Annotated in this window: 17 protein-coding genes and 1 tRNA gene; 9 read left to right on the forward strand and 9 right to left on the reverse strand. The window is 35.4% G+C overall.

What is annotated here, in order from left to right; all coding sequences use genetic code 11:
• Positions 1-489: 489 nt before the first annotated feature.
• Positions 490-577: transfer RNA gene (locus PMI_RS05300), tRNA-Ser, on the reverse strand.
• A gap of 303 nt (positions 578-880) precedes the next feature.
• Between PMI_RS05300 and ghrA the strand changes: the two genes are divergently transcribed.
• The 4 genes from ghrA (at position 881) to PMI_RS05320 (ending at position 6,509) form a co-directional block, all read left to right on the forward strand.
• Positions 881-1,822: a glyoxylate/hydroxypyruvate reductase GhrA gene (ghrA, locus tag PMI_RS05305; protein WP_004242695.1), complete on the forward strand. Its 942-nt coding sequence runs from the start codon at positions 881-883 to the stop codon at positions 1,820-1,822.
• Positions 1,823-2,013: 191 nt separating this feature from the next.
• Positions 2,014-4,875: a hypothetical protein gene (locus PMI_RS05310; protein WP_012367854.1), complete on the forward strand. Its 2,862-nt coding sequence runs from the start codon at positions 2,014-2,016 to the stop codon at positions 4,873-4,875.
• A 244-nt stretch (positions 4,876-5,119) separates the two neighbouring features.
• Positions 5,120-5,728 (forward strand): 2OG-Fe(II) oxygenase, encoded by a 609-nt coding sequence (locus tag PMI_RS05315; protein ID WP_004242697.1) that lies wholly within the window; start codon positions 5,120-5,122, stop codon positions 5,726-5,728.
• Positions 5,729-5,951: 223 nt separating this feature from the next.
• Positions 5,952-6,509: a TorD/DmsD family molecular chaperone gene (locus tag PMI_RS05320; RefSeq protein WP_004242698.1), complete on the forward strand. Its 558-nt coding sequence runs from the start codon at positions 5,952-5,954 to the stop codon at positions 6,507-6,509.
• 237 nt (positions 6,510-6,746) lie between these two features.
• Here PMI_RS05320 and PMI_RS05325 read toward each other — a convergent pair whose 3' ends face one another.
• Both PMI_RS05325 and mdtH read right to left on the reverse strand, forming a co-directional pair.
• Positions 6,747-7,301, reverse strand: a complete 555-nt coding sequence (locus PMI_RS05325) for a lipoprotein (RefSeq protein WP_004247972.1) — start codon at positions 7,299-7,301, stop codon at positions 6,747-6,749.
• Between the two features lie 41 nt (positions 7,302-7,342).
• The gene (gene mdtH, locus PMI_RS05330; protein ID WP_012367855.1) at positions 7,343-8,545 is read right to left on the reverse strand and encodes a multidrug efflux MFS transporter MdtH; all 1,203 of its coding nucleotides are present in this window, start codon (positions 8,543-8,545) and stop codon (positions 7,343-7,345) included.
• A 194-nt stretch (positions 8,546-8,739) separates the two neighbouring features.
• On the opposite strand from mdtH, the gene rimJ reads away from it, so the two are divergent.
• The 3 genes from rimJ (at position 8,740) to PMI_RS05345 (ending at position 12,339) form a co-directional block, all read left to right on the forward strand.
• Positions 8,740-9,321, forward strand: coding sequence for a ribosomal protein S5-alanine N-acetyltransferase (rimJ, locus tag PMI_RS05335; protein WP_004251376.1), 582 nt, complete (start codon positions 8,740-8,742; stop codon positions 9,319-9,321).
• 170 nt (positions 9,322-9,491) lie between these two features.
• Positions 9,492-11,027, forward strand: a complete 1,536-nt coding sequence (gene murJ / locus PMI_RS05340) for a murein biosynthesis integral membrane protein MurJ (protein WP_004242702.1) — start codon at positions 9,492-9,494, stop codon at positions 11,025-11,027.
• A gap of 1,039 nt (positions 11,028-12,066) precedes the next feature.
• Positions 12,067-12,339 (forward strand): hypothetical protein, encoded by a 273-nt coding sequence (locus PMI_RS05345; RefSeq protein WP_004247976.1) that lies wholly within the window; start codon positions 12,067-12,069, stop codon positions 12,337-12,339.
• 146 nt (positions 12,340-12,485) lie between these two features.
• Here the strand turns inward: PMI_RS05345 and argS are convergent, their stop codons facing one another.
• Positions 12,486-14,216, reverse strand: a complete 1,731-nt coding sequence (argS, locus tag PMI_RS05350; protein WP_012367856.1) for an arginine--tRNA ligase — start codon at positions 14,214-14,216, stop codon at positions 12,486-12,488.
• 172 nt (positions 14,217-14,388) lie between these two features.
• Here argS and PMI_RS05355 point away from each other — a divergent pair, with 172 nt between their 5' ends.
• Together PMI_RS05355 and cutC are read left to right on the forward strand one after the other, a co-directional pair.
• Positions 14,389-14,943: a VOC family protein gene (locus tag PMI_RS05355; RefSeq protein WP_004247977.1), complete on the forward strand. Its 555-nt coding sequence runs from the start codon at positions 14,389-14,391 to the stop codon at positions 14,941-14,943.
• 166 nt (positions 14,944-15,109) lie between these two features.
• The gene (gene cutC / locus PMI_RS05360) at positions 15,110-15,862 is read left to right on the forward strand and encodes a copper homeostasis protein CutC (RefSeq protein WP_004242710.1); all 753 of its coding nucleotides are present in this window, start codon (positions 15,110-15,112) and stop codon (positions 15,860-15,862) included.
• Positions 15,863-15,917: 55 nt separating this feature from the next.
• On the opposite strand, the gene PMI_RS05365 is transcribed toward cutC, so the two are convergent.
• The 5 genes from PMI_RS05365 to PMI_RS05385 form a co-directional block, all read right to left on the reverse strand.
• The gene (locus PMI_RS05365) at positions 15,918-17,507 is read right to left on the reverse strand and encodes a phosphodiester glycosidase family protein (protein WP_004247978.1); all 1,590 of its coding nucleotides are present in this window, start codon (positions 17,505-17,507) and stop codon (positions 15,918-15,920) included.
• A 354-nt stretch (positions 17,508-17,861) separates the two neighbouring features.
• Positions 17,862-19,424, reverse strand: a complete 1,563-nt coding sequence (locus PMI_RS05370; RefSeq protein WP_012367857.1) for an ATP-binding cassette domain-containing protein — start codon at positions 19,422-19,424, stop codon at positions 17,862-17,864.
• A gap of 336 nt (positions 19,425-19,760) precedes the next feature.
• Positions 19,761-20,735: a tRNA 5-methoxyuridine(34)/uridine 5-oxyacetic acid(34) synthase CmoB gene (cmoB, locus tag PMI_RS05375; RefSeq protein ID WP_004242717.1), complete on the reverse strand. Its 975-nt coding sequence runs from the start codon at positions 20,733-20,735 to the stop codon at positions 19,761-19,763.
• A gap of 2 nt (positions 20,736-20,737) precedes the next feature.
• Positions 20,738-21,487: a carboxy-S-adenosyl-L-methionine synthase CmoA gene (gene cmoA, locus PMI_RS05380; protein WP_004242718.1), complete on the reverse strand. Its 750-nt coding sequence runs from the start codon at positions 21,485-21,487 to the stop codon at positions 20,738-20,740.
• Between the two features lie 184 nt (positions 21,488-21,671).
• Entirely contained in the window at positions 21,672-22,070 is a 399-nt protein-coding gene (locus PMI_RS05385; protein WP_004242719.1) for an MAPEG family protein, read from the reverse strand.
• Positions 22,071-22,305: the final 235 nt, after the last annotated feature.

A 22,305-nucleotide genomic window follows, 5' to 3' on the forward strand; every position in this document is an offset into this window, starting at 1 on the left:
AATAATAATGTGATATATCAAATTATTAAACACTATCTTAATACTTAGCGAAAATTAAAGCAATTAATTGAAAAACTTAAGCAAAAGAGATAACGTTATGTAACGTATTGTATTTATTCTGTTACTTTCATGAAAAAGAAGTTTGACGTTATTCTATAAATTATATAAAGCGTTTTATTTTAGAATAATTGTCATTAAAAATAGTAGTGCATAAAAATAGCTAAAAAGTATTTTATAAAATAAAGGAAAAAACAATTCTATAAATAAAGCTAATTAGTGTATATAAAAAAGAGTTTTTTATTAAATAGACTAATTAAGTATCTAAAATAGATTAATAGCAACGTATATAAAAACAATCACAATAAATTTATTATTACAATTTTAGTACCGGTAGCAAGCAGAACGTTGTCGCTGTATAGATGCTGTATAGATTAAGGACAGCAAGACAAAAAAACGCCTAGTTTTTTAACTAGGCGCTTTCTTAGAAGATGGCGGTGAGAGAGGGATTCGAACCCTCGATACGTTGCCGTATACACACTTTCCAGGCGTGCTCCTTCAGCCTCTCGGACATCTCACCGTATTGTGGTTAAACATGGCATTCATGCTCAATGGGGCGCTACTATAGGGAAAAGAGTGATAAGCGTCAACAGCTAAATGCGTTTTTTCCTTAACTTTTGTGCCAACCAGTCAAATAAAAAACAATATGAACAAGGCTTAAGCAAATAATGTGATCTCTTTTGGGATGTAACATCCATTTTTTAGCTAAATTTCGTTAGCTGGTTAACATTATCAACATTTTTCTTAACAACTTTTTCAAACAGACTTGAAATAAAAGCATAACCCTCGCACCCTATGGTAAAAATGCTGGAGGAAGGCAAAAATGAATATTATTTTTTATCATCCTTTTTTTGATGCAAATACATGGATAAGTGGAATGAAAGCACGACTTCCTGACGCGCATATTCGTGTTTGGGAGCATGGTGATGATAAGCCTGCTGATTATGCAATGGTCTGGCTTCCTCCCTATGAAATGTTAGCAAGCCGTAACCAATTAAAAGGTATTTTTGCACTTGGTGCGGGTGTTGATGCCATTTTAAAGCAAGAGCAACAAAAACCAGGCACATTACCCGCTGGGGTTCCGGTAATGCGCTTAGAAGACACGGGTATGGGTTTGCAAATGCAAGAGTATGCCATTGCTAAAGTGATGTATTATTTTCGCCGTATGGATGATTATAAACGTCAACAATCACAACGCTTATGGAAACAACTCCCCGCACATACTTATGATAATTTTGTTATTGGTGTTTTGGGTGCAGGTGCATTAGGCGCAAGTGTAGCGACTAAGCTTGCTGAACTTGGTTTTAACGTGCGTTGCTGGAGTCGTAGTAAAAAGCAAATTAATCAGGTAGAGAGTTTTTATGGTAACGATCAACTGAGCGATTTTGTTAAAGAGTGTCAGTTGTTAATCAATCTATTACCTTATACACCACAAACTCATGGTATTTTAAATTTCTCGCTTTTTGAACAGCTTAAACCTTCTTCTTATTTAATTAATTTGGCAAGGGGAGCACATCTTGTTGATCAAGATCTGCTAGAAGCTATCGATCAAGGTTATATTGCTGATGCCTCTTTAGATGTATTTAGCCAAGAGCCATTACCGGGTATGCATCCGTTTTGGACTCATCCTCGTATCTCTATTACACCGCATATTGCTGCTTTTACTATTCCAGATATTGCAATGGATACAATTGTTGAAAATATTCAACGTATTGAAAAGGGCGAAACACCTTTTGGTGTTGTGGATATGAAAAGTGGCTATTAAATAATATAGATATAATATATATATAAATAGACAATAAATTTTATTTTATTGTCTATTTTTTTTGCCTAAACTTTCAAAAAAAGAACTTTTTCTAAATTTTAGATAATATAATAAAAAATAGGCTATAAAAGATATCTCTTATAATATGTCTTATCGATGATACCTCATCTGCTTGAAATGTTGAGGTGTTTATGATTGATAAAATAATGACATATGTTAATAAATTAACAGAGGTTGGTGTTTTTAATAATTATAAATCAACAAATTATATTTCCGATGTGTCTAATACCCCTGCTGTATATAATACAAATATTAAACAGTTTAGCTTAAATAATGTAAATAATTATGTTTATCTTGGATCAACAAATAGTCCACTACTTAATAATATGGGAATTACCCTTGATGATGATGGAACCTTAATGTTAATAAAAGGGAAAACATATGATTTATTTACCGGATTAATTCAAAAGTACTTTAATGGAGGTTTTAAATATAAAGTATTTCATATCAATTCTCAACATGGTGATGATATAAAATTTAAAGAACTATATGTCGATTATAATGGGTTTTTAATTGGGAGTAAGAGAGATACTTCAGGAAATAATAATGAACTTTATAAAATTAAATTTAAAAAGATTGAAGGTGAATATAATTTAATCGATGATGCCACCGATAATACTAATATTAATTTTATTATTGAATATGAAAAATATGAAATAGAAAATAGTTTAAAACATGATTTATCTAATATTAATAATATTATAGAAAAAGAAGAAGGAAATGTATTAAAAATAAATAGAGAAGGGATGCCTATTACTATAACTTTAAAAGATAATAAACTTTTTACATATGGCTTACCACCAAAGCTAATTGCTAAACGGGATGTCGTAGATGGTGAGAGTAAAAAAAATGAAATAAAATTGCCATTAAAATCAAAAGATAAAATATTAGCGATAAAACCGGTGTTAAATAAAATCCAACTTGTGGTTGATAAAGGTAATAAAATAAAAATATATTACTTTGATCCTCTGCATATTTTTGCATTAAAAGATTATCATTATGAAATCACTCGTTTAACTCAAGAGCCACCGTTATCTTTTTATTCAATGGTTGGAGAAAATAACTATAAAAACTATCACTCAGGACAGCCATTTTCTACTCAAAAAATAGGTAATTTTAGTGCTAAAAATATTCCCTTTTTTTCGTCGGCTATTGATAATGCAAGGGTTCACTTTGATAGAGCAAAACAACAATATGCATTAAAAAAATATGGTGCAATGGTAAAAGATATCGCGAAAAGTCTTGATCCTGGTTTTAGAGGGATGTTTTCTACTATAAAAGCTATAGTTAATTCTGCTACATTACCGAGAACAATTAAAACAGATGCTTTAAATGGTGTAAAAAAGGTGATTAAACATGATTATAATCTGCTTAATAAATATATTACCGGAATTAACAATGGTAAATCTCAAGGTGAGGTTGTTTATTCTTTAGTAGAACAATTAAATGATAAAGAGAGCATTACAATTAGCCAGTATAATGATATCCGTGCATTCTTTGGTATTAGTGCATTTCATTTATCTCAAAATATTGGTGTGAGTGCGTTTCTTTTAGCTAATTTTGCGAAAACACATGCCCTAACAATTTCAAAAAATAAGCAAGATGAAGTTGTATTCTCATTTGTAAATAAAATGGATGCAGGGATTGCTACGGGCTTATCTGCTGGGATTATGAACAATGAACAAAAATGGAGAGAAGGGGCGTTTAATTATGGTTTTGTAACACCGTTAATGGCCACTGTGATACTCGATTATCATTATGAAAAAAAATCTAATTTTTCATTTAAAATTCAACCAAAAGATTTAGTCGAATTTATTAATCAAGGGGTATCTCTTACAGAAAGTGAACTTAAGGATAATGCAACGCTGGAATTTAATAGAACACAAAACGCGTCATTAGGTGTTGAACTTAGAAGTGAAGTCAGTTTTGATGTGGGAGTTTCTGCTAATGAAAATATAGAATTAAATTTACCGAGAAATGCGGTTGGTGCTAATCTCTCTTTAAAAATAATAAATGTCATTCACAATATAAATAAATTTATTGGTCATGGAGAGACCAAAGCAAAACAGTTGGAAAAAAATGTTGATGTTGAGTATTTTAGCGGAAGTTTTGAATTATACCGAGATTTAAAATTTACACCTTCAGCGACAAAAGCATCGCATAATATTCACTGGTATCCATTGACATCATTGAAAAATTTTGAAGTCATGTTAGAAAAAAGAGTTAATTCACTATTTAAACATAGAATTTATGATGGCAAAATAAAACAAGACAAAAAAGAATTTGAAGCACATAAAAATAACTTAAAAGGACTTTATAAAAGAGTGCTTAAAATAAATAACCTATTTGATAAATACCCTGTTCAATACGATGTTAAAAGAAGTATAAATAAACTTGATCATGTTTATTTACAGTTGGATGCAAATAAGAAATTAAAAAACAAACTAAATCCACAATTGATGGAGAATGATCTTTCTCTCAAGAGTGATGTAATAGATAACTCAATAGATCTAGTACACAATAATAACAGAGTACAACAATTCTTAGCTGATTTAACAGAAAAGAAAAAAATACTTTCTTCACAGAAAAAAAATAATATGAATGAAAAATTTAAGCCATATTTTATTTCTAAATATCAGCTAAATAGTGAGGGGAGAGTGCGTTATTCAGTGCTTGAAACTCAACTGGAAGAGCTTATCAATGAAGTGAAAACAGATGAAAATCTAACAGTTAATGATATAAAAGATAAATTAGATAATTTCTATAATAATGCGAAACAAGAGTTAAATAATATTGAATACCAGCTTAATTCAATAGATGTGATGTCTATAAGTGAACTCGCCGATAAAGCAAAATCATTTCCTCTTGCTTTTTTACGATTAGAAAGCAAAAAGTCTATTATGCATCATCAAGTTAAAGGTGAAATTAATTTTTTATATGATAAATATGAAAAGCAATTGGAGAAAATAACCACTAATTATTATTTTCATTAAACCATTTGTTTTTCTTATCTTTATTTGGGGTGATGTGTAACGTATATATTATTATTCAATGTTTTTTTGGTTTTTTACAATAGATCTCTATGGAATAATATCTTATATTTCAATGTTATTTTCTTTTTTATAGAATTTAGTTCTAATAAATTCATGTAATCGAAAGGATAAGTTTATTAGATTGTCATTTGGCCTAATATGGTGCTATAAGATAGTTTCCCCTGTTAATCAGACAATATGACTAATGAATATAGCAAGTCTTCTTGAACAAATTGCAGATAAAGGTTGGTGTGTATGGGATGATTTCCTTACACCAGAGGCGGTTAAACAATTGCGTGCTTGTTTTGGTAATGATGCACAACAAGCACGTATAGGACGTCATGAAAACCTATTAGCAGAAACCACGATACGCAGTGATAAAATTCGTTGGCTAGAGCCGCAAATGGGAGAGCCAGTTCAACATTATCTTATGCAGATGGAAAGCATTCAACGAGCAGTTAATCGTGAGTTCTTTTTAGGGCTGTTTGAATATGAAGCTCATTTCGCTTGTTATGAAAAAGGTGCTTTCTATAAAAAACATCTTGATGCATTTAAAGAAAATGTCACAAGACGTTTAACGACAGTGTTATATCTTAATGATGAATGGACACCACAAGACGGTGGAGAGCTAGTTATCTATGATCTGGATGATAATCAATTAGCGACAGTCGCCCCTCAAGGTGGTCGTTTAGTGGTTTTTCTTTCAGAACAATTTCCACATGAAGTATTACCTACTCATAAAGAAAGGATCAGTATTGCAGGGTGGTTTCGAGTTAATGGTGTCAGAGATAATTTTCTCGATATCGCCAGCTAAATGATGCAATAAAGTGTTATTGTCGTAATAGAAATAGCATGGGATTAGGCGCGTTTCTTATATTAGGCTATATAGCTTAATGATAAGAGCGCGCTTTTTCTGTTATTAATGACTGAAAATAATGTGTAATTAATGGAATAGAGTGAAAAGAGAATAAAGAAAATTGTTGATTTTCTGGTGGTTAACAGGACAATAAAACCAAACTTTATGGGGTAAAAATAGAATGAATGAATTTTCGATTGTCTGCCGTTTATTAGGTACATTATTTCAACGAGCACCGAGTGATGCTATTTTAGCACCGATCATAACCATGATAGCGGAAGATAAACTAAGCCAATTATGGCCATTAGAGCAAGATGAGCTGTTCAAAACGTTAAAAAGTAGCGTAGCTGATTTAGCGGCAGTAGAAGCTGACTACCAATCGCTTTTTGCTGACCCAATACCCGCAGTATCTCTTTATGCACATGATTACGGTGATATAAAAGAGCAAGATATTCGTCAATTCTTAGTCACTCGAGGTATGCCTGTCACCGGATCAGCGACAGATAGCTTTGGTGCGCTGTTACTTGCGGCTTCTTGGCTTGAAGATAATGCCGCACAAGATGAAGTATTAGCACAAACACAGTTATTTGATAACTATCTATTACCTTGGGCGGGAACCTTTTTAGGTAAGGTTGAAGCGCATGCTAAAACAAATTTTTATCGTACTTTAGCAGCAATTACGCGTGGTGCACTTTCTGCATTACGGGAAGAATTATCAGATGAAGAAAACGAAAAATAAATAATTAAATCCTATAATAAAAACGTTGATGTTTTCAACGGCACCCTAGAATAGCTATCTTATTTGGGTGCCGTTCCGCTTATTGCGCATGTTATGGCTAGAAAATAATTAATTTATATCAGCATTAATCCTATGACTCATCATCATGATTAATATTCAATATATATTATAATTATTTATATTTATAAAAACCAATGCCCTTATTACGATAAAAATATTTAATTAACCATTTTGTGATTAAAGTTGGATCACAAACTTACCCGGTTTAACTTCAATCCCTTTTGCTAATTTAAAGGCAGCCGCTTCTGCACTATTTTTTTCAGGGTTGAGCACATAAACAGGCTGATTATCAAAATAAGTCGCAATAGTCGTATCTAAGTAAGGTTTTAATGCCATTACAACCGGCTCCATTTTTTCAGGAGACACTTTATAGCTATCAATTTTCATTGACTTGATATATATCGCCCCAAGCTCTGCTTGATAAAAGGGTTGGCCTGATAAAGTTAAATTCACATTCGCGCCAGTTTTGCCAAACAAAGAATCAATTTTAAGAGAAGCACTACCAGAAAAGCTCACTTTTCCAGGCTCAGTACGACCAATTTGGATCGCTAAATCACTTAATGTGATATCGGCAGAAACAACACCGTCTTCCCCAATGTGTTTTTGTAATCCCGATTTTTGACTCAGATAGTCATTAATTACTTTTTCACTGACATCAAATTGTCTGATTTGATCACAGCCAGTCACTAAACTAGTTAATACAAATAAAGCAGTCAAAAAAATAGCTTTCATACACACTCCTTGATGGTAAACACGCTAAGTGTACCTGATCTCTATGGGGTAAGCATGGCTGTTTCAATTTTTTTACGATTAAATTGTCGATGTAGTGCGTAAAGGGTGATAAATCCTATTGAGCCTAATAAAAACCAAGGTAGTTCAGGCAGTTCAAGTTGTTTGCCAATATCATACATCCATCCCCCTCCGGTATAGCCAATCGCGCCACCAAAAGCTAACCCTAATCGACTAAAACCCATATAACTGCCTCGAGCACGAGGATCTGCTAAAGAGGCACTTAATGTTTCTCGAGCAGGCTCTGCGGTAATAGTGCCTAGGTAAAATAGGGTGATAATAAGAAATATGGCATGTAATGAGTGGGTGATCCCCACAGGAAACATACTGATACTCATCAAAAATAATCCTGCCATTAAGCGTTGTTCTAGGCGAAAATGTTTTTCACTCCAACGGGCAATAGGATAAAGCAGTGTTAATGATAATAAAGCTTCAATTGCATACATCCATTTTACTGCGCTAGGGGTGCCGGCAATTTCATTAACAACGATCGGAAACATCAGCATAACTTGTACCGATAGTACAAAATATCCCGTAAGAGTAAGAACATACTGAACAAAACGTTTATCAAGAATAACGCGTTTTAGCCCTTCTTTTATCGGTGTTCTCGTGGTTGATATACGATAGGCAGGTAGTAACCAAGCATTAAAAATAGCCGCAAGAACGAATATGCCAGCGCCAACCCAACAAACTAAATGGAAATCATAAAGGAGTAACCAACTGCCAATTAAAGCCCCAATAACGGCACCCGCACTATCTTGCATTAATAATAAAGAATAAAACCGACCCCGTTCATAAGGGCGAGTTAATTTTATCACGAGGGCAGTTCTTGGCGGATCAAATAAAGTGCCACCGAGTGCAGATAAAATACAAGATAACCAAAGGATCCAAGGTTTATCCGCTAAAGCCATTAATGCAAAGCCAAGAGCACGTAATAGCATACCGGTAATAATCATCGGCTTAGCACCAAATCGGTCGGCGATGGCACCGCCAAAAATACCTAAGCCTTGCTGAACAAGTTGTCTTAACCCAAGGGCAAAGCCGACAATCACACCCGCCCAGCCTAATTGCTCAACAAACCGAATTGATATTAAAGGGAATACGACAAAAAATCCTAAAACAACCAGCATATTGTCAAGGAGGAGAAAGTATTTCCCCAAGGTGCGAGCTTGTGTTACCAGTGCCATTATTCACCATAAGTTAAACAAATGATTTAAAATAAATAAAAGGGAGGGCAAAGACAGAGCTTTGTTTATCTATTCTGTCTGTTAATTTTATTAATTGATAGCTTATTATAGATGATATTTTTTTATTGATGATAATGCTAGAAATAGTAGGATTACTTCAGAATAAGATTAATCAAAAATACAACAGGACTGATATGTTTGGTTATCGTAGTGGGATCCCTAAAGTTCGTTTTGAAACGAAAAGAATGATCGTTCGCTTAGCTTATGAAAGAGATGCAGAGAAGTTAGCTAATTACTATACACTAAACCGCCATTTCTTGATCCCTTGGGAGCCAGTAAGAGATAAATCGCACTATTTACCTTCAGGGTGGGAGCACCGCTTACTTTATATAAATGAATTGCATCGCCAAGAGAGTGCTTTTCATTTTCTATTATTGACGCCAAAAGAAGATGAAGTCATTGGGGTCGCTAATTACAGCAATGTCATGCGTGGTGCTTTTAATGCCTGCTTTTTAGGTTATTCAGTCGGTGAGAAGTGGCAAGGGCAAGGCTATATGTCAGAAGCATTGCATGAAACATTACGCTTTATGCAACGTCAACAAGGAATGCATCGTATTATGGCAAATTATATGCCTCATAATTTACGCAGTGGTAATTTATTGGCTAAACATGGCTTTGAACGAGAAGGTTACGCTAAAAATTATCTGCAGATAAATCAAGAATGGCGTGATCATGTACTTACCGCATTAACAACTCGTCCTTTTCCCAAAGGATAATGGCGAATATACATTAACATATTGAGTTTTTTGACTAAGGTGAACTATTTTTTGATCAAAAAAACAGTTAAGTGTATTCCTAGCAAGTTGATGATTGATTTTTCAGTGTGAGAGACGGAGTATAGTCTCTTTCTTTTTATTCCTTACCACAACAAACACTAGAATGAACTATGAATTTACTTAAATCACTGGCTGCAGTGAGTTCGATGACGATGTTTTCACGAGTACTGGGCTTTATTCGTGATGCGATTATTGCGCGTATTTTTGGCGCAGGTATGGCAACCGATGCTTTTTTTGTTGCTTTTAAACTACCTAATCTATTGCGACGCATTTTTGCCGAAGGCGCATTTTCACAGGCATTTGTTCCTATTTTAGCTGAGTATAAAAGTCAACAGGGAGAAGAGGCAACTCGTACCTTTATTGCTTATGTATCGGGAATGCTGACGTTGATCTTAGCGATTGTCACAGTAATAGGGATAGTTGCCGCACCGTGGGTTATTTATATTACGGCACCCGGTTTTGCTGATTCAGCGGATAAATTCCAACTCACAACGGATCTATTGAAAATCACCTTTCCCTATATTTTATTAATTTCATTAGCATCATTAACAGGGTCTATTTTAAATACTTGGAATCGCTTTTCTGTTCCAGCTTTTGCACCTACGTTGTTAAACGTGAGTATGATCTTTTTTGCTCTCGTTGTTGCTCCTTATTGTGATCCACCTATTATGGCGCTTGCTTGGGCTGTTTTAGCAGGAGGAATTTTACAGTTGGGGTATCAACTTCCGCATCTGAAAAAAATAGGGATGTTGGTATTACCGCGGATCTCGTTTAAAAATAGCGGAGTGTGGCGTGTTATTAAATTGATGGGACCCGCTATTTTAGGGGTTTCTGTCAGCCAAATTTCGCTGATCATCAATACTATTTTTGCCTCATTCTTGGTGTCTGGCTCAGTCTCTTGGATGTATTACGCCGATCGCCTAATGGAACTTCCTACTGGTGTGTTAGGGGTGGCATTAGGAACAATTCTATTACCTTCATTATCTAAAAGTTTTGCCAGCGGCAACACACAAGAATATCAGAAATTAATGGATTGGGGATTAAGGCTTTGTTTTTTATTGGCTTTACCTTGTACCTTGGGTTTGGCTTTATTATCAGGCCCTTTAACCATTTCGTTATTTCAATATGGTAATTTTAATGGGCATGATGCGCTAATGACTCAACAAGCATTAGTGGCGTATTGCATTGGGTTAATGGGGTTAATTATTATAAAAATATTAGCACCGGGCTTTTATTCTCGCCAAGATATTAAAACCCCGGTTAAAATTGCCATTGCAACGCTTATTTTGACTCAATTAATGAACCTTGCTTTTGTTGGGAGTTTAAAGCATGTGGGACTGGCTCTTTCGATTGGATTAGCCGCTTGTTTTAATGCAGGAATGCTATTTTGGCAAATCCGTAAACAAGATATTTATCAACCATTAGCGGGTTGGCCTATCTTTTTATTAAAACTTGCTATTGCGTTAGCTGTGATGAGTGCTGTATTAGTCGGCATGCTATGGGTGATGCCTGATTGGCAACAAGGGAATATGCTAATGCGTATTTTACGTTTATTACTTGTTGTTGTAGCTGGTGCCGCAAGTTATTTTGTCACTTTATATGCTGTTGGATTTAGACCGAAGCATTTTTCTCTACGCGCATTATAATTTTATTGTCAAACTGGCGCCTCACTGAGTGTAACAAAGTGGGGCGTTGTCTATTTATTACCACTATTTAACATCACCTATAGTTAGTGTTTTTCTCTTATTTTAGACAAAAAATATTGTTATCTAGATCACATTTATACCATGTAATTTACGCAATAAAATACATGATTAAATTTTCTAGCGAATAGTCGTGAAGGAAAACAAGAGATAAATATTTATTTTTTTATTAATTTTTTTTCTGTCAAATAAATAAATTCTCCATTTTTTGCCTATATTAGCCCATATTTAACCGTTAATTAATAAGAAAAACTTAACATATTTTAAAGGTGATGGGTTTAGACAAATTGTGTACTTTAAGTAATATTTTACATAAAGTAAAAAAATAGACGCTATTTTCTAGCAACTTACGCTTTGACAAATTATCTTTTTTTAGATAAACTCTCTTGTGTTGTTTAGGTTTAAAAATTGACACATCTGTTAAATATTTCTTACTAAATGATGAGATATTACGAATATTTCAAAATGTTGAGCTATATTTTAAAACATTTGAATTCTTTGATTTGAGACATATTATTATTTTTTCATTCAGGTAGATTAACAGTGACTGTAAAGTTATTTGCTTGTTATCGTTCAGTACTACTGAAAGCAATCATATCTATTTTGTCTGCGCTTCGGATAGATAATGCGATTGCTAGGGATAAGCAGTGAACAGTAGATTGTGTTAATAATGAAATTTATTTTGGATCTGTGATTGGTAAGTAGTTATAACTACTCATTTTAGGTCTAAAACCTGATAGTGGTTTTTTCATTTCTCCCGTCTTTGTTTTCTGTTTTTCCCTCTCTTTTCTTATTCTTGAATACCTTTCTTTATTTTTTCTATTAATAGCTCTATAACGCAAATTATTTTCTATCTAATTTATTATAATTAACTAAGTTATCAAGCGTTATAACCGTTGAATATGTAGAATAAAAACTACTAAATAATCATTTAACGAGTATTTTATCACACTAAAAAATAAAGTGTGTTTTAGGAGCGATTATGAAAAAGGCCATTATCCTTTCGGTATCATTAGCCACATTATTTCTTGCTGGTTGCACTGCAGATGGAAAAATCAAAACCTCTCAACTGACACCCGTTAACTGTGTCGGCGTATTTAATAAAACTAATGAACAAGTCAGCTTTACGGCAAAAGATGTTGATCAGCGCTTATACAGCCCAGATAAGCCAATAGACAGTGTTGATGGTTGGATTGATGTTAAAGATGTTTCTGGTCTTCTCTGTGAGGATGTGATCACGGCTAATGAAGACTAGTGATATTAGCATCAAGGCATGGTTTATTGTTAGTTAAGATTAACGGTTAATCAACTCGCTATTAAGTTTCTATCTATTAAGTTTCTATAATGAAAAACCGATGGTGATTTCACCATCGGTTTTTTTAGATAAATATAATGGCTTAATTACATTCTATCGACAGTTTCAATACCTAAAGTCTCTAAGCCTTGCTTTAAGGTTCTTGCTGTTAAACGTGCTAGCTTAAGACGGCTTTGGCGTACATTGTCATCTTCGGCCGATAGAATAGGGCAGTTCTCGTAAAAACCTGAGAAGGACTGCGCTAAATCATATAAGTATGCACACATCACATGAGGTGTACCTTCACGTGCAACCTGCGTGATAGTCTCGTCAAACTGTACTAAACGTAGTGCCAGTTGTTTTTCATGAGGCTGTGTTAATGAGATAGGCTGGGTTAATGCGCTTTCATCTATATCTGCACGTTTAAAGATAGAGGCAACACGAGTATAGGCATATTGCATATAAGGTGCAGTATTACCTTCAAAACTTAACATCAGATCCCAATCGAAAATATAATCGGTGGTTCTGTTCTTTGATAAATCTGCGTATTTAACAGCACCAATGCCCACTACACGAGCAATATTATTTAATTCCTCTTCATCCATATCAGGATTTTTTTCGCGAATTAATGTTAATGCTCTTTCATGAGCCTCATCGAGTAAGTCAGTTAAACGTACTGTGCCACCCGAGCGCGTTTTAAATGGACGCCCATCTTTACCTAACATCATGCCAAACATATGGTGTTCGAGTGACATACTATCAGGAATATAGCCTGCTTTACGGACAATAGTCCATGCCTGCATTAAATGCTGATGTTGACGTGAGTCGATGTAATATAATACGCGGTTTGCATGTAATTGTTCATGGCGATATTTAGCACAGGCAATATCCGTTGTTGTATAAAGGTAACCACCATCTTTTTTCTGGATAATGACTCCCATTGGTTCGCCTTCCTTGTTTTTATATTCATCAAGGAAAACAACAGTAGCGCCTTCACTTTCAACAGCAAGACCTTTTGCTTTAAGATCAGCAACAATACCCGGCAACATTGGGTTATAAAGACTTTCACCCATAATATCATCTTCGGTTAAAGTGACATTAAGGCGTTGATAAGTTAGCTGATTTTGTTGCATTGTGATATCGACAAGCTTGCGCCACATAGTACGGCAGTATTCATCACCACCTTGTAGTCTAACGACATAATTACGGGCACGTTCAGCGAATACTTCATCTTCGTCATAACATTTTTTAGCTTCACGATAGAACTCTTCGAGATCCGCTAATGCCATATCTGCGGCATTTTCATTTTGCTTTTTCTCTAAATAAGCAATCAGCATACCGAATTGCGTACCCCAATCACCAAGGTGATTAGCGCGAATAACATTATGACCTAAAAAAGAGAGAGTACGTGCGCTGGCATCACCAATAATGGTTGAACGCAAGTGACCCACATGCATTTGCTTTGCAACGTTAGGTGATGAGTAGTCAATCACAATCGTTTCAGGAGTTACCTTGGTAATATTAAGGTGCTCATCCGCTAATGCGAATTCGGCTTGTTGTGCAACCCAAACGGGTGATAAGAAGATATTGATAAAACCAGGGCCTGCTATTTCAACTTTATCTGCAATATCTGTGATATCAAGGTGTTCCAGAATTTTTTCTGCGAGTTGTCGGGGTGGGATACCCATTTTTTTTGCCGCTCCCATGACACCATTCGCCTGATAGTCACCAAATTGCACTTTAGCTGACTGACGGACAAGTGGTTCGCTATCAGCAGGGGCGCCAGCAGCGCTCATCGCCATACTGATTTTTTCTGAAAGAAAAGCCTGAATATTCACCGGGTTACCTTAAATTATTGAGAAAATAAAACCTGACGACATTAGCCAGACAGGTTTTTATAAAGAATATGAATTTAACCTTGAATTTATAACATATTCTAGCTAGAACATGCTACTATCTGCGCCTTATCTTTAAGGGTTTTTCTCTGTTTTTTCTCTTAGGTTACTTATCATGGTGCTTTTTTCCGCAATTCCTTTCTTAAATAACTTAACGCAAGAGCTTCCTCTATTTGCAAAAAATTTAACTCTACTGGCGAATAAACTATCCCTCGACCTTGATGCTTATCAAACCGATCATATATCGTTACGTTGTCACGATTTGGCGTTAGCAGAACAGTGGCGTAATGGCTTAAGTCAATGTGGCGAGTGTATTTCAGATAATATGATTAATGGGCGACCTATTTATCTCTTTAAGCTAGCCTCACCTTTAACACTGTTAGGCCAGCAAATATCTATTGTTGAGTTACCTTATCCAACAGATAAAAAATACCAATATCAAGGTTGGGAACATATTGAACAGGTAATAAATGTTGCTCCTGAAAAATTAGTTGAAAAGGTGATGACATTATTACCCCATCCTTTACCTGAAGGGATTAGAATTAAAATAAGTGAACCTAAAGCTGAAAAAGAACGTTTACCTAATCCAACCGTTGCCATAACCGATGGTATCGTTACCATAAAGTATCACCCATATTCCTTACTGAAAATTGTAGAAAGTGAGTGTTGAACAACATTTTTAGAAAATAAATTGCTTGTATCAGCACAAAATTCTGATATTGGAATTGAATGAGTAACGATATTCGACAACTATTATTAACAATTACTGATAGTAGTTGCTGAGAAATATCGTTATTTTCTAATTGCTTTCTGTATTAAGGATAGAGAGGGGTGGTATGGCAAAACTGGAGATTTGTTGCTTTGGTGCAGAATGCGCACTGATCGCAGAACGTTCGGGGGCTGATAGAATTGAGCTGTGTACAAGCCCGTCAGAAGGGGGTGTAACACCGAGTTATGGAATATTAAAACAAGTCATAGATCTCGTTCGTATCCCCGTTCATCCTATTATTCGTCCGCGTGGTGGTGATTTTTGTTATAGCCAAGCCGATTTTGCTGCGATGAAAAACGATATCAGTATGATCCGTGATATGGGTTTTTCCGGTGCTGTGGTTGGTATATTAAATGAAGAAGGTCACATTGATTTACCTAAAATGGCGATTTTGATGGAATTAGCAGGGCCTTTAGCCATTACGTTTCATCGCGCTTTTGATATGTGTATTAATCCATTGCTAGCGTTAGATCAGCTGACTCAATTAGGTGTTGCTCGTATTTTAACCTCAGGTCAGCAAGCTAATGCTGAATTAGGCTTACCTCTATTAAGAACACTGAATGAAAAAACCCAAGGGCCGATTATCATGGCGGGGGCGGGAGTTCGTTTAAGTAATATTCAGAAATTTTTAGACTCGGGATTACAAGAGATCCATAGCTCAGCGGGCAAACAAGCACCCTCGACAATGAATTATCGTAAAGCGGGGGTCACCATGAGTTCAGACAGCGAAGTGGATGAATTTACCCATTATTGTGTGGATGAAGATGTGGTGGGGGCAATGAAGGATATTATGAGTATTTATACAACATCTGTTAATTAATATAATCTTTTATAAATCGAAAGGGAGTGATAGTGTTTCACTCCCTTTATTAAATTTATTGACCAATAGCTAGATTATTAATAGCCAGACCAATCCAAGATGGAACGGGGCGATGTTTTCCGTCAGGTTGTGTTATCAAAGAGCACCACAAACCTGCTTCGTTACAAGATGAATCAGGCCTTGTATCACCTCTCACTGTGAATTCATCTGCCTTTAAAGCCAGCGCAGCTGAACCACCGCCATCTAACTCCATAGATTGCGCAATGCTAAGGCCATAATATAAATGATGCAGATCATTGCGACTTATTCCCTCTCTATAACTGCCACCTTGGAAAATATAAATAAGGCTATTGTTATCATCAGCACCCATTGCGAGTCGGGTTGTCTCTGAATCGCCAGAATCAGGGGTAGGAAGCGGTGTTAATCCGCGAACAGGTAAACCGGATCCTGATATAGCAATAAAGTGATATCCTGATAAAGAGAGTTCATTAGCATACAGTTCAATCGCAGGATCAGATACTTTTTTGCTATAGTAGATATCTATCCTAGATGTTTGATCTAACACCCAAAACAGTGCATCTAATGCGATTTGTTCATTATTGTTATTGATAAAGTAATTAGGCCCTGCAAAAAACTGATTGGGCTCGTTATGAGTACCATGAGTGGGCCCTTGCGCGATATTATCGTAATATATCCCTAATGGCACTGAGCAAAGATTACTCTGCCAAGTGGTGTTATTGAGTTGAGGACGAACATCAAAATAGTTTGCATTTAAAGCCACTAACGGTTTATCTAGTTTGTTCCATGCCTGTTCTGGGGTATAAAGCTCCGCTGTCTGTGAAGTGCCATCCTGTGTTTTAGCATTTGTATTACCTTCGCAGCGAGCTGCCTCGCCTTGATGAGTATCACCTAATAGATGAGGAATAAGGTATTTTTCTTTTTCATGGATCCTAGGAATAATCAGTAGATTGCCGTTATTGGCTAATGTATAGGTTCCTGAGCCTGCATTCATTGGTATTTCATAATGACCACCAAAAACGATATGACTTGGTTTTCCTGTTGTTAATGTTTCTGATTTTGCGTTCTCAATGAGAGAAAGCATTGCATTATAGGTGATATGAGATTCGATATAAGCCTCGCCATTACGAGCATTATCCCCTGTTATCTGAAATGAACCTACTGCTTTACCATGCTCCCTAAAAATAAGCCATATCTGTTTTATATCTACGTTATAATCTCCCGAACGCACTGCGCTAAACTGCAATCTCTGCACATGTTCATCTATGTTATTAATATTTTCTGTTGATCTTATTTCTTGTGTTTTCCCTGTTAATTTATGAGTGGCATTGGCGATAATATCAATAGTTATCCCATCGTATTTCGCCCCTTTAAAGGATATCTTGTGTAGATAAACATCGATAAATAATGGTCTTAGATCTTTTCTATCACAAATATCAGTACTTAACTTTAAACTGACCGATTTATTATTGATATTTCGATTAGACATATTCACTTCTTTTCTTCCCCAGCAATTCCATTTTGCTGCTGGCGCGGGACTATTATCTTGCTTTGATGGCATAGTGGCAGAGAAGGCAGGAAATATACTGCACCCTATAATAATGGCTAATAAATAATGTTTTAACATAAAGTTTTCTCCATTTAGCTAACAATAATTTGATAAAAATTAAAATAGATCCTCATTAATAATGAATAAGTTAAAGATTAAAGTTAGCAAATATTTTACTGCTTTTTATATTATAAAATTCCTCACAGTGGAGAATAATATTGAAATAGTGTTTATTGAGTTAAGTTTTATAATTAACAGACTGTTAAAAATAAATATCCAAAAAATAAAATAAAACAATAGAAACTGCTAATAATATTTATCGTTAAGATTAAAAATAAAAAGATTATTAGTAGTAAAGACGCTAAAATTTTTTATTGCTTCTAGCGTCTATACTGTTTTAACCTGGGGGCTAATTAGTTTGGTATGTTGCTATTAGAGTAATAATGTATTTGTTATACCACATTGTTTAACAAAATCTTCATCGTGAGAGATTAATAATAATGTTCCTTGATATTGAGATAATAAATTTTCCAATAATTGTTTAGAGTCTAAATCTAAATAATTATCTGGTTCATCTAATAATAAAACGGCAGGGGGTTGAGGACTATAAATTAATGCTAATAGTGTTGCTTTTAATTGCTCACCGCCACTGAGTGTTTCTAAAGGAAATAAAGACTTGTTACCTCGAATACGTAACATACCCAGTTTTGTGCGCCACTGCTCAATGGTCATTAATGGCTGGTATTGATATAACGCTTCAGCAACGGGTAATGATTTATCTAATAAAGTTAAATGTTGATCAAGATAGCAATAATTTGGGTTGAGACGATATTCGCCGGATAACGGGGATAGCTTGCCCATTAAACATTTTAATAAGGTTGACTTACCGCTGCCATTTTTACCTTGTATATGCCAATGTTCACCACCATAAGCGGAAAAGGAGTAGGGAGTTTGCTTGCCAAAAGGTAAAACAAGCTCTGTGGCAAATACATTTAACCGATGGCCATCGCCTTGATAGTTTAATATTAATTTTTGCTGATGAATATGAGTTAACTCTTGTTCTAACTGTTGTTTTTGTGACTGCATATCATCCATAACGCGCTGATGTCGTTTAGCTATTGATGACTGTTTTTTCTCAGCTCGATTGGTTTGCATATCAAGAAGTAACAGTGATTGAGAGCCGCTGTTTCTTATCTTTTCACCTTGTTTACGTCGCTGTAATGCTTTTTGTAATGTTACATGTTGTTGGCGTTTTTCCTGTTTTATTTGACTATTGATACGCTCATTTGCAGCTTCGATTGAGGCTATTTGCGCATTTTTTTGTGTTTCATAAAGCGAATAATTACCGCCATATTCTTGTAAGCCTTTTTCACTCAGTTCAAATATATTTTCAGCATAAGATAATAAATGTCGATTATGGCTAATAAATAATACACCTGATTTATGATGCATTAATTGTTCAACGAGCCATTGCTGACCTTGATGATCGAGATGGTTATCTGGTTCATCTAATAATAGAAAATGATCGTCATGTAAAAAAGCCTGACATAATGCTAAACGCGTTTGCTCACCACCACTTAAGTGGGGAATAGGTGTATCAAGTGAAACCGGCAGTTGTGCTGAATGAAGTAAATTTTGCCAAGTCATGGGCAAATGCCACTTATCTTCAAGTAACTCAAAATCTTCTAATGAAGCACTGCCGTTATCAACCCGCTTAAATGCTTGAAAAAAAGTCTCTATACCTAAAGCATCAGCAATGGTATTACCTGTTAGGCGAGTAAGCTGGTCGACATGAATAAAAGGCATACGCCACATGATATGGCCTGATGAAGGCAATAGTTTTTGTGCTAACAATTTTAACAGCACCGATTTTCCTTTACCGTTCTGACCAATTAAAGCATTTCTTTGGCAAGTCAGTGAATGAGTCAGCGGTGGGAAAAGCGCTTCTTGATTGAATTCAATATTAAGCTGAGAAAATTGACAGGCGATCGTCATAATTAAGCCTCCTAAAAAATAGGTGGCAGACAGCAATGATCTTAATTGAGTTTATAGAGCAATAAACGAGTGTCTGCCAGTAACAGAAAATGGATACCAAAACGGTATTGAGAGAATTTTCTGGCAGAATTTAGTTCATTGTAGGGAAGTACCTCTTGGAGAGAAAAAAGATAAAATCATGAAGAATTATAATGACAAAAAAACCTTAATCAATACTCAAATAAAATTTATTGTTTATAGACACGGGGATTTTATATAAACAGAAAATAAAACCAACAGGTTATAAAAAGGGTATTATTGATAAATACCCTTTTTATAGAAATGACTCGTGGTTAATTAAGGTTTAGTCGCAATTAAAATTGCCCGTTTAGGAGCTGGATAGCCTTCAACGGTTTTGGTGTGATCGAGAGGATCTAAGAATGCTTCTAATGAATCAGTCACCATCCAATCCGTTTTACGTTGCTCTTCGAGTGATGTGACATTTTCATCAACAATGCGTACATCTTTAAAACCGCATTTTTCTAACCATACTTTGAGCATTTTGGCTGACGGTATAAAGTACACATTACGCATCTGTGCATAACGCTCACCAGGAATTAAACATTGGAATTCATCACCATCAATCACAAGACTCTCTAATACTAATTCACCACCAGAAACGAGCTGATTTTTCAATTGCCAAAGATGATCAAGTGGTGAACGACGGTGGTAAAGAACCCCCATTGAAAATACCGTATCAAAAGCATTTAGTTCTGGCATTTGTTCAATGCCGACAGGGATTAAATGGGCACGCTGATCGTTACCTAATAATTTTCTGACTGCTTCAAATTGGCATAAAAAGAGCTGAGTGGGATCGATACCGACAACAAAATCAGCCCCTTCACCAAGCATCCGCCACATATGATAACCACTACCACAACCAACATCTAAAACTAATCGGCCTTTAAGAGGCGAAAGATGGGGCAATACGCGATCCCATTTCCAATCTGAACGCCATTCAGTATCAATATTGACACCATAAAGAGAAAAAGGGCCTTTGCGCCATGGCATTAACGCTTTTAGAATATTCGTTAAACCAAGTTGTTCACCGGTACTTAATGCTGGGGTTTTATTGGCGATAACACCTTGCTTTAAATTAAGTTCAGTGGGAGTAATCTCAGGTAAGTTTTCCAGCATTCTTTCCCATGAAGCAAAATGGCCATGTAAAGCATGGGCGCGCCATTCTGATAATTGTGCCGGCAGCGTATCAAGCCAATGAAATAACCGTTCATCTTGCGCAATATGTTGATAAAATGAGCTAAAATTTATCATGATTATTCGCCTTTAATGGCTAACAGAGAGCCAAAATTAAAACATTGGAACCAAACTTCAGCATGAGGAAAACCTGCTTGATGTAAGCGTGATTTATGTGTTTCAACAGGATCAGTGAGCATCACATTTTCTAACATACTACGTTTTTGACTAATCTCTAATTCACTGTAGCCATTAGCACGTTTAAAGTCGTGGTGCATATTAAACAGTAATTCACCAATTTGTTTATCTTGAAAACTGAATTTTTCTGATAACACTAAAACCCCACCAGGATTTAACCCTTGGTAAATTCGATTTAATAATCTTTGGCGATTATCAGGGGCTAAAAATTGTAAGGTGAAATTAAGGACAACCATCGAGGCATTATTAATGTCAATATCAAGGATATCGCCTTCAATAATTTCAACGGGTGTTGCTGCTTTATAAGCATCAATATGACGTTGACAACGCTCAACCATCGCAGGTGAATTATCAACACCAATAATTTTACATCCCGCTACATCGATATTACGACGCATGGAAAGGGTAGCAGCACCTAACGAACATCCTAAGTCATAAACTTGGCTGTGAGGGGTGACAAAACGACCCGCTAACATGCCTATCATGGAAATAATATTGGAGTAACCGGGCACTGAGCGTTTGATCATATCAGGGAACACTTCAGCGACTTTTTCATCAAAGCGCCAGTCACCAAGATTAGCAATAGGTGTCGCAAATAAGTTGTCTTGTGGTGCTGATTTTGAATTAGACATAACTAAAATAGACTTAAAGAATAAAAGAAGCGGGTATTCTACCAGAAGCGACGTTGCTCACAAAGTTGCATTATTTAGAAATAAATTAGAAAAACAGGTAAACCTTTTCGATACCTTGCCGTTATTAGACTCAACAGCAAGGATGTCTATTGTGATCATGGATGATCATATTTTCCTTGTGGTATTAATAGTAGAAGGAAAAAATTTGTATCCAAGGAAGGAAGTAAATATTAGCAAGGATCATTAAGACCATTGATAAATAGGTTGCTGCCATGCCAGAACGACGCCAGCGTATCTCGCGGTGTTTCAACCCGTAAGAGTGAAGAAGACGACCGGCTATTAAAATGGAGCCACAAATATGTACCATCCAAACAAAGGCGCCATTCATTTCCATGATAAGTAATAAAATCATAGAAATAGGGATGTATTCCACTGCATTACCATGGACGCGAATAGCGGTTTGTAACTCATAAAAACCACCATCACCGTATGCAACTCGATATTGTGTTCTAAGTTTTACAACATTTAGGGACAATTTAATCAATAATAGTGCGCCCAATACGATATAAAGCGAGCTAACCATCTTTTCTCCATTGCCAAAACTAAAAAAACGGCGAATTTAATGATAAACCTCAAAGCGATTTATGTCGCTATAAATAATTATTATTAATTAATTATTTGGGGATTAGCAAATCCTTGAAAAGATGTATCATATAATCTAGGTCTATACTCTTATCGTCGGGAAGAATTTTCGTTATAATGTCTGCCTTTTTTTTGACACTACTCGAAAAAGACTATTGCCAAAATTTCCGCAGCAG

The organism is Proteus mirabilis HI4320, from assembly GCF_000069965.1.
Taxonomy (GTDB): domain Bacteria; phylum Pseudomonadota; class Gammaproteobacteria; order Enterobacterales; family Enterobacteriaceae; genus Proteus; species Proteus mirabilis.

What these genes read in the sequence shown, in the direction of transcription:
- ghrA (WP_004242695.1), top strand. Translation starts at nt 881, where the DNA reads ATGAATATTATTTTTTATCATCCTTTTTTTGATGCAAATACATGGATA.
- PMI_RS05310 (WP_012367854.1), top strand. Translation starts at nt 2,014, where the DNA reads ATGATTGATAAAATAATGACATATGTTAATAAATTAACAGAGGTTGGT.
- PMI_RS05315 (WP_004242697.1), top strand. Translation starts at nt 5,120, where the DNA reads ATGAATATAGCAAGTCTTCTTGAACAAATTGCAGATAAAGGTTGGTGT.
- PMI_RS05320 (WP_004242698.1), top strand. Translation starts at nt 5,952, where the DNA reads ATGAATGAATTTTCGATTGTCTGCCGTTTATTAGGTACATTATTTCAA.
- PMI_RS05325 (WP_004247972.1), bottom strand. Translation starts at nt 7,301, where the DNA reads ATGAAAGCTATTTTTTTGACTGCTTTATTTGTATTAACTAGTTTAGTG.
- mdtH (WP_012367855.1), bottom strand. Translation starts at nt 8,545, where the DNA reads ATGGCACTGGTAACACAAGCTCGCACCTTGGGGAAATACTTTCTCCTC.
- rimJ (WP_004251376.1), top strand. Translation starts at nt 8,740, where the DNA reads ATGTTTGGTTATCGTAGTGGGATCCCTAAAGTTCGTTTTGAAACGAAA.
- murJ (WP_004242702.1), top strand. Translation starts at nt 9,492, where the DNA reads ATGAATTTACTTAAATCACTGGCTGCAGTGAGTTCGATGACGATGTTT.
- PMI_RS05345 (WP_004247976.1), top strand. Translation starts at nt 12,067, where the DNA reads ATGAAAAAGGCCATTATCCTTTCGGTATCATTAGCCACATTATTTCTT.
- PMI_RS05355 (WP_004247977.1), top strand. Translation starts at nt 14,389, where the DNA reads ATGGTGCTTTTTTCCGCAATTCCTTTCTTAAATAACTTAACGCAAGAG.
- cutC (WP_004242710.1), top strand. Translation starts at nt 15,110, where the DNA reads ATGGCAAAACTGGAGATTTGTTGCTTTGGTGCAGAATGCGCACTGATC.
- PMI_RS05365 (WP_004247978.1), bottom strand. Translation starts at nt 17,507, where the DNA reads ATGTTAAAACATTATTTATTAGCCATTATTATAGGGTGCAGTATATTT.
- PMI_RS05370 (WP_012367857.1), bottom strand. Translation starts at nt 19,424, where the DNA reads ATGACGATCGCCTGTCAATTTTCTCAGCTTAATATTGAATTCAATCAA.
- cmoB (WP_004242717.1), bottom strand. Translation starts at nt 20,735, where the DNA reads ATGATAAATTTTAGCTCATTTTATCAACATATTGCGCAAGATGAACGG.
- cmoA (WP_004242718.1), bottom strand. Translation starts at nt 21,487, where the DNA reads ATGTCTAATTCAAAATCAGCACCACAAGACAACTTATTTGCGACACCT.
- PMI_RS05385 (WP_004242719.1), bottom strand. Translation starts at nt 22,070, where the DNA reads ATGGTTAGCTCGCTTTATATCGTATTGGGCGCACTATTATTGATTAAA.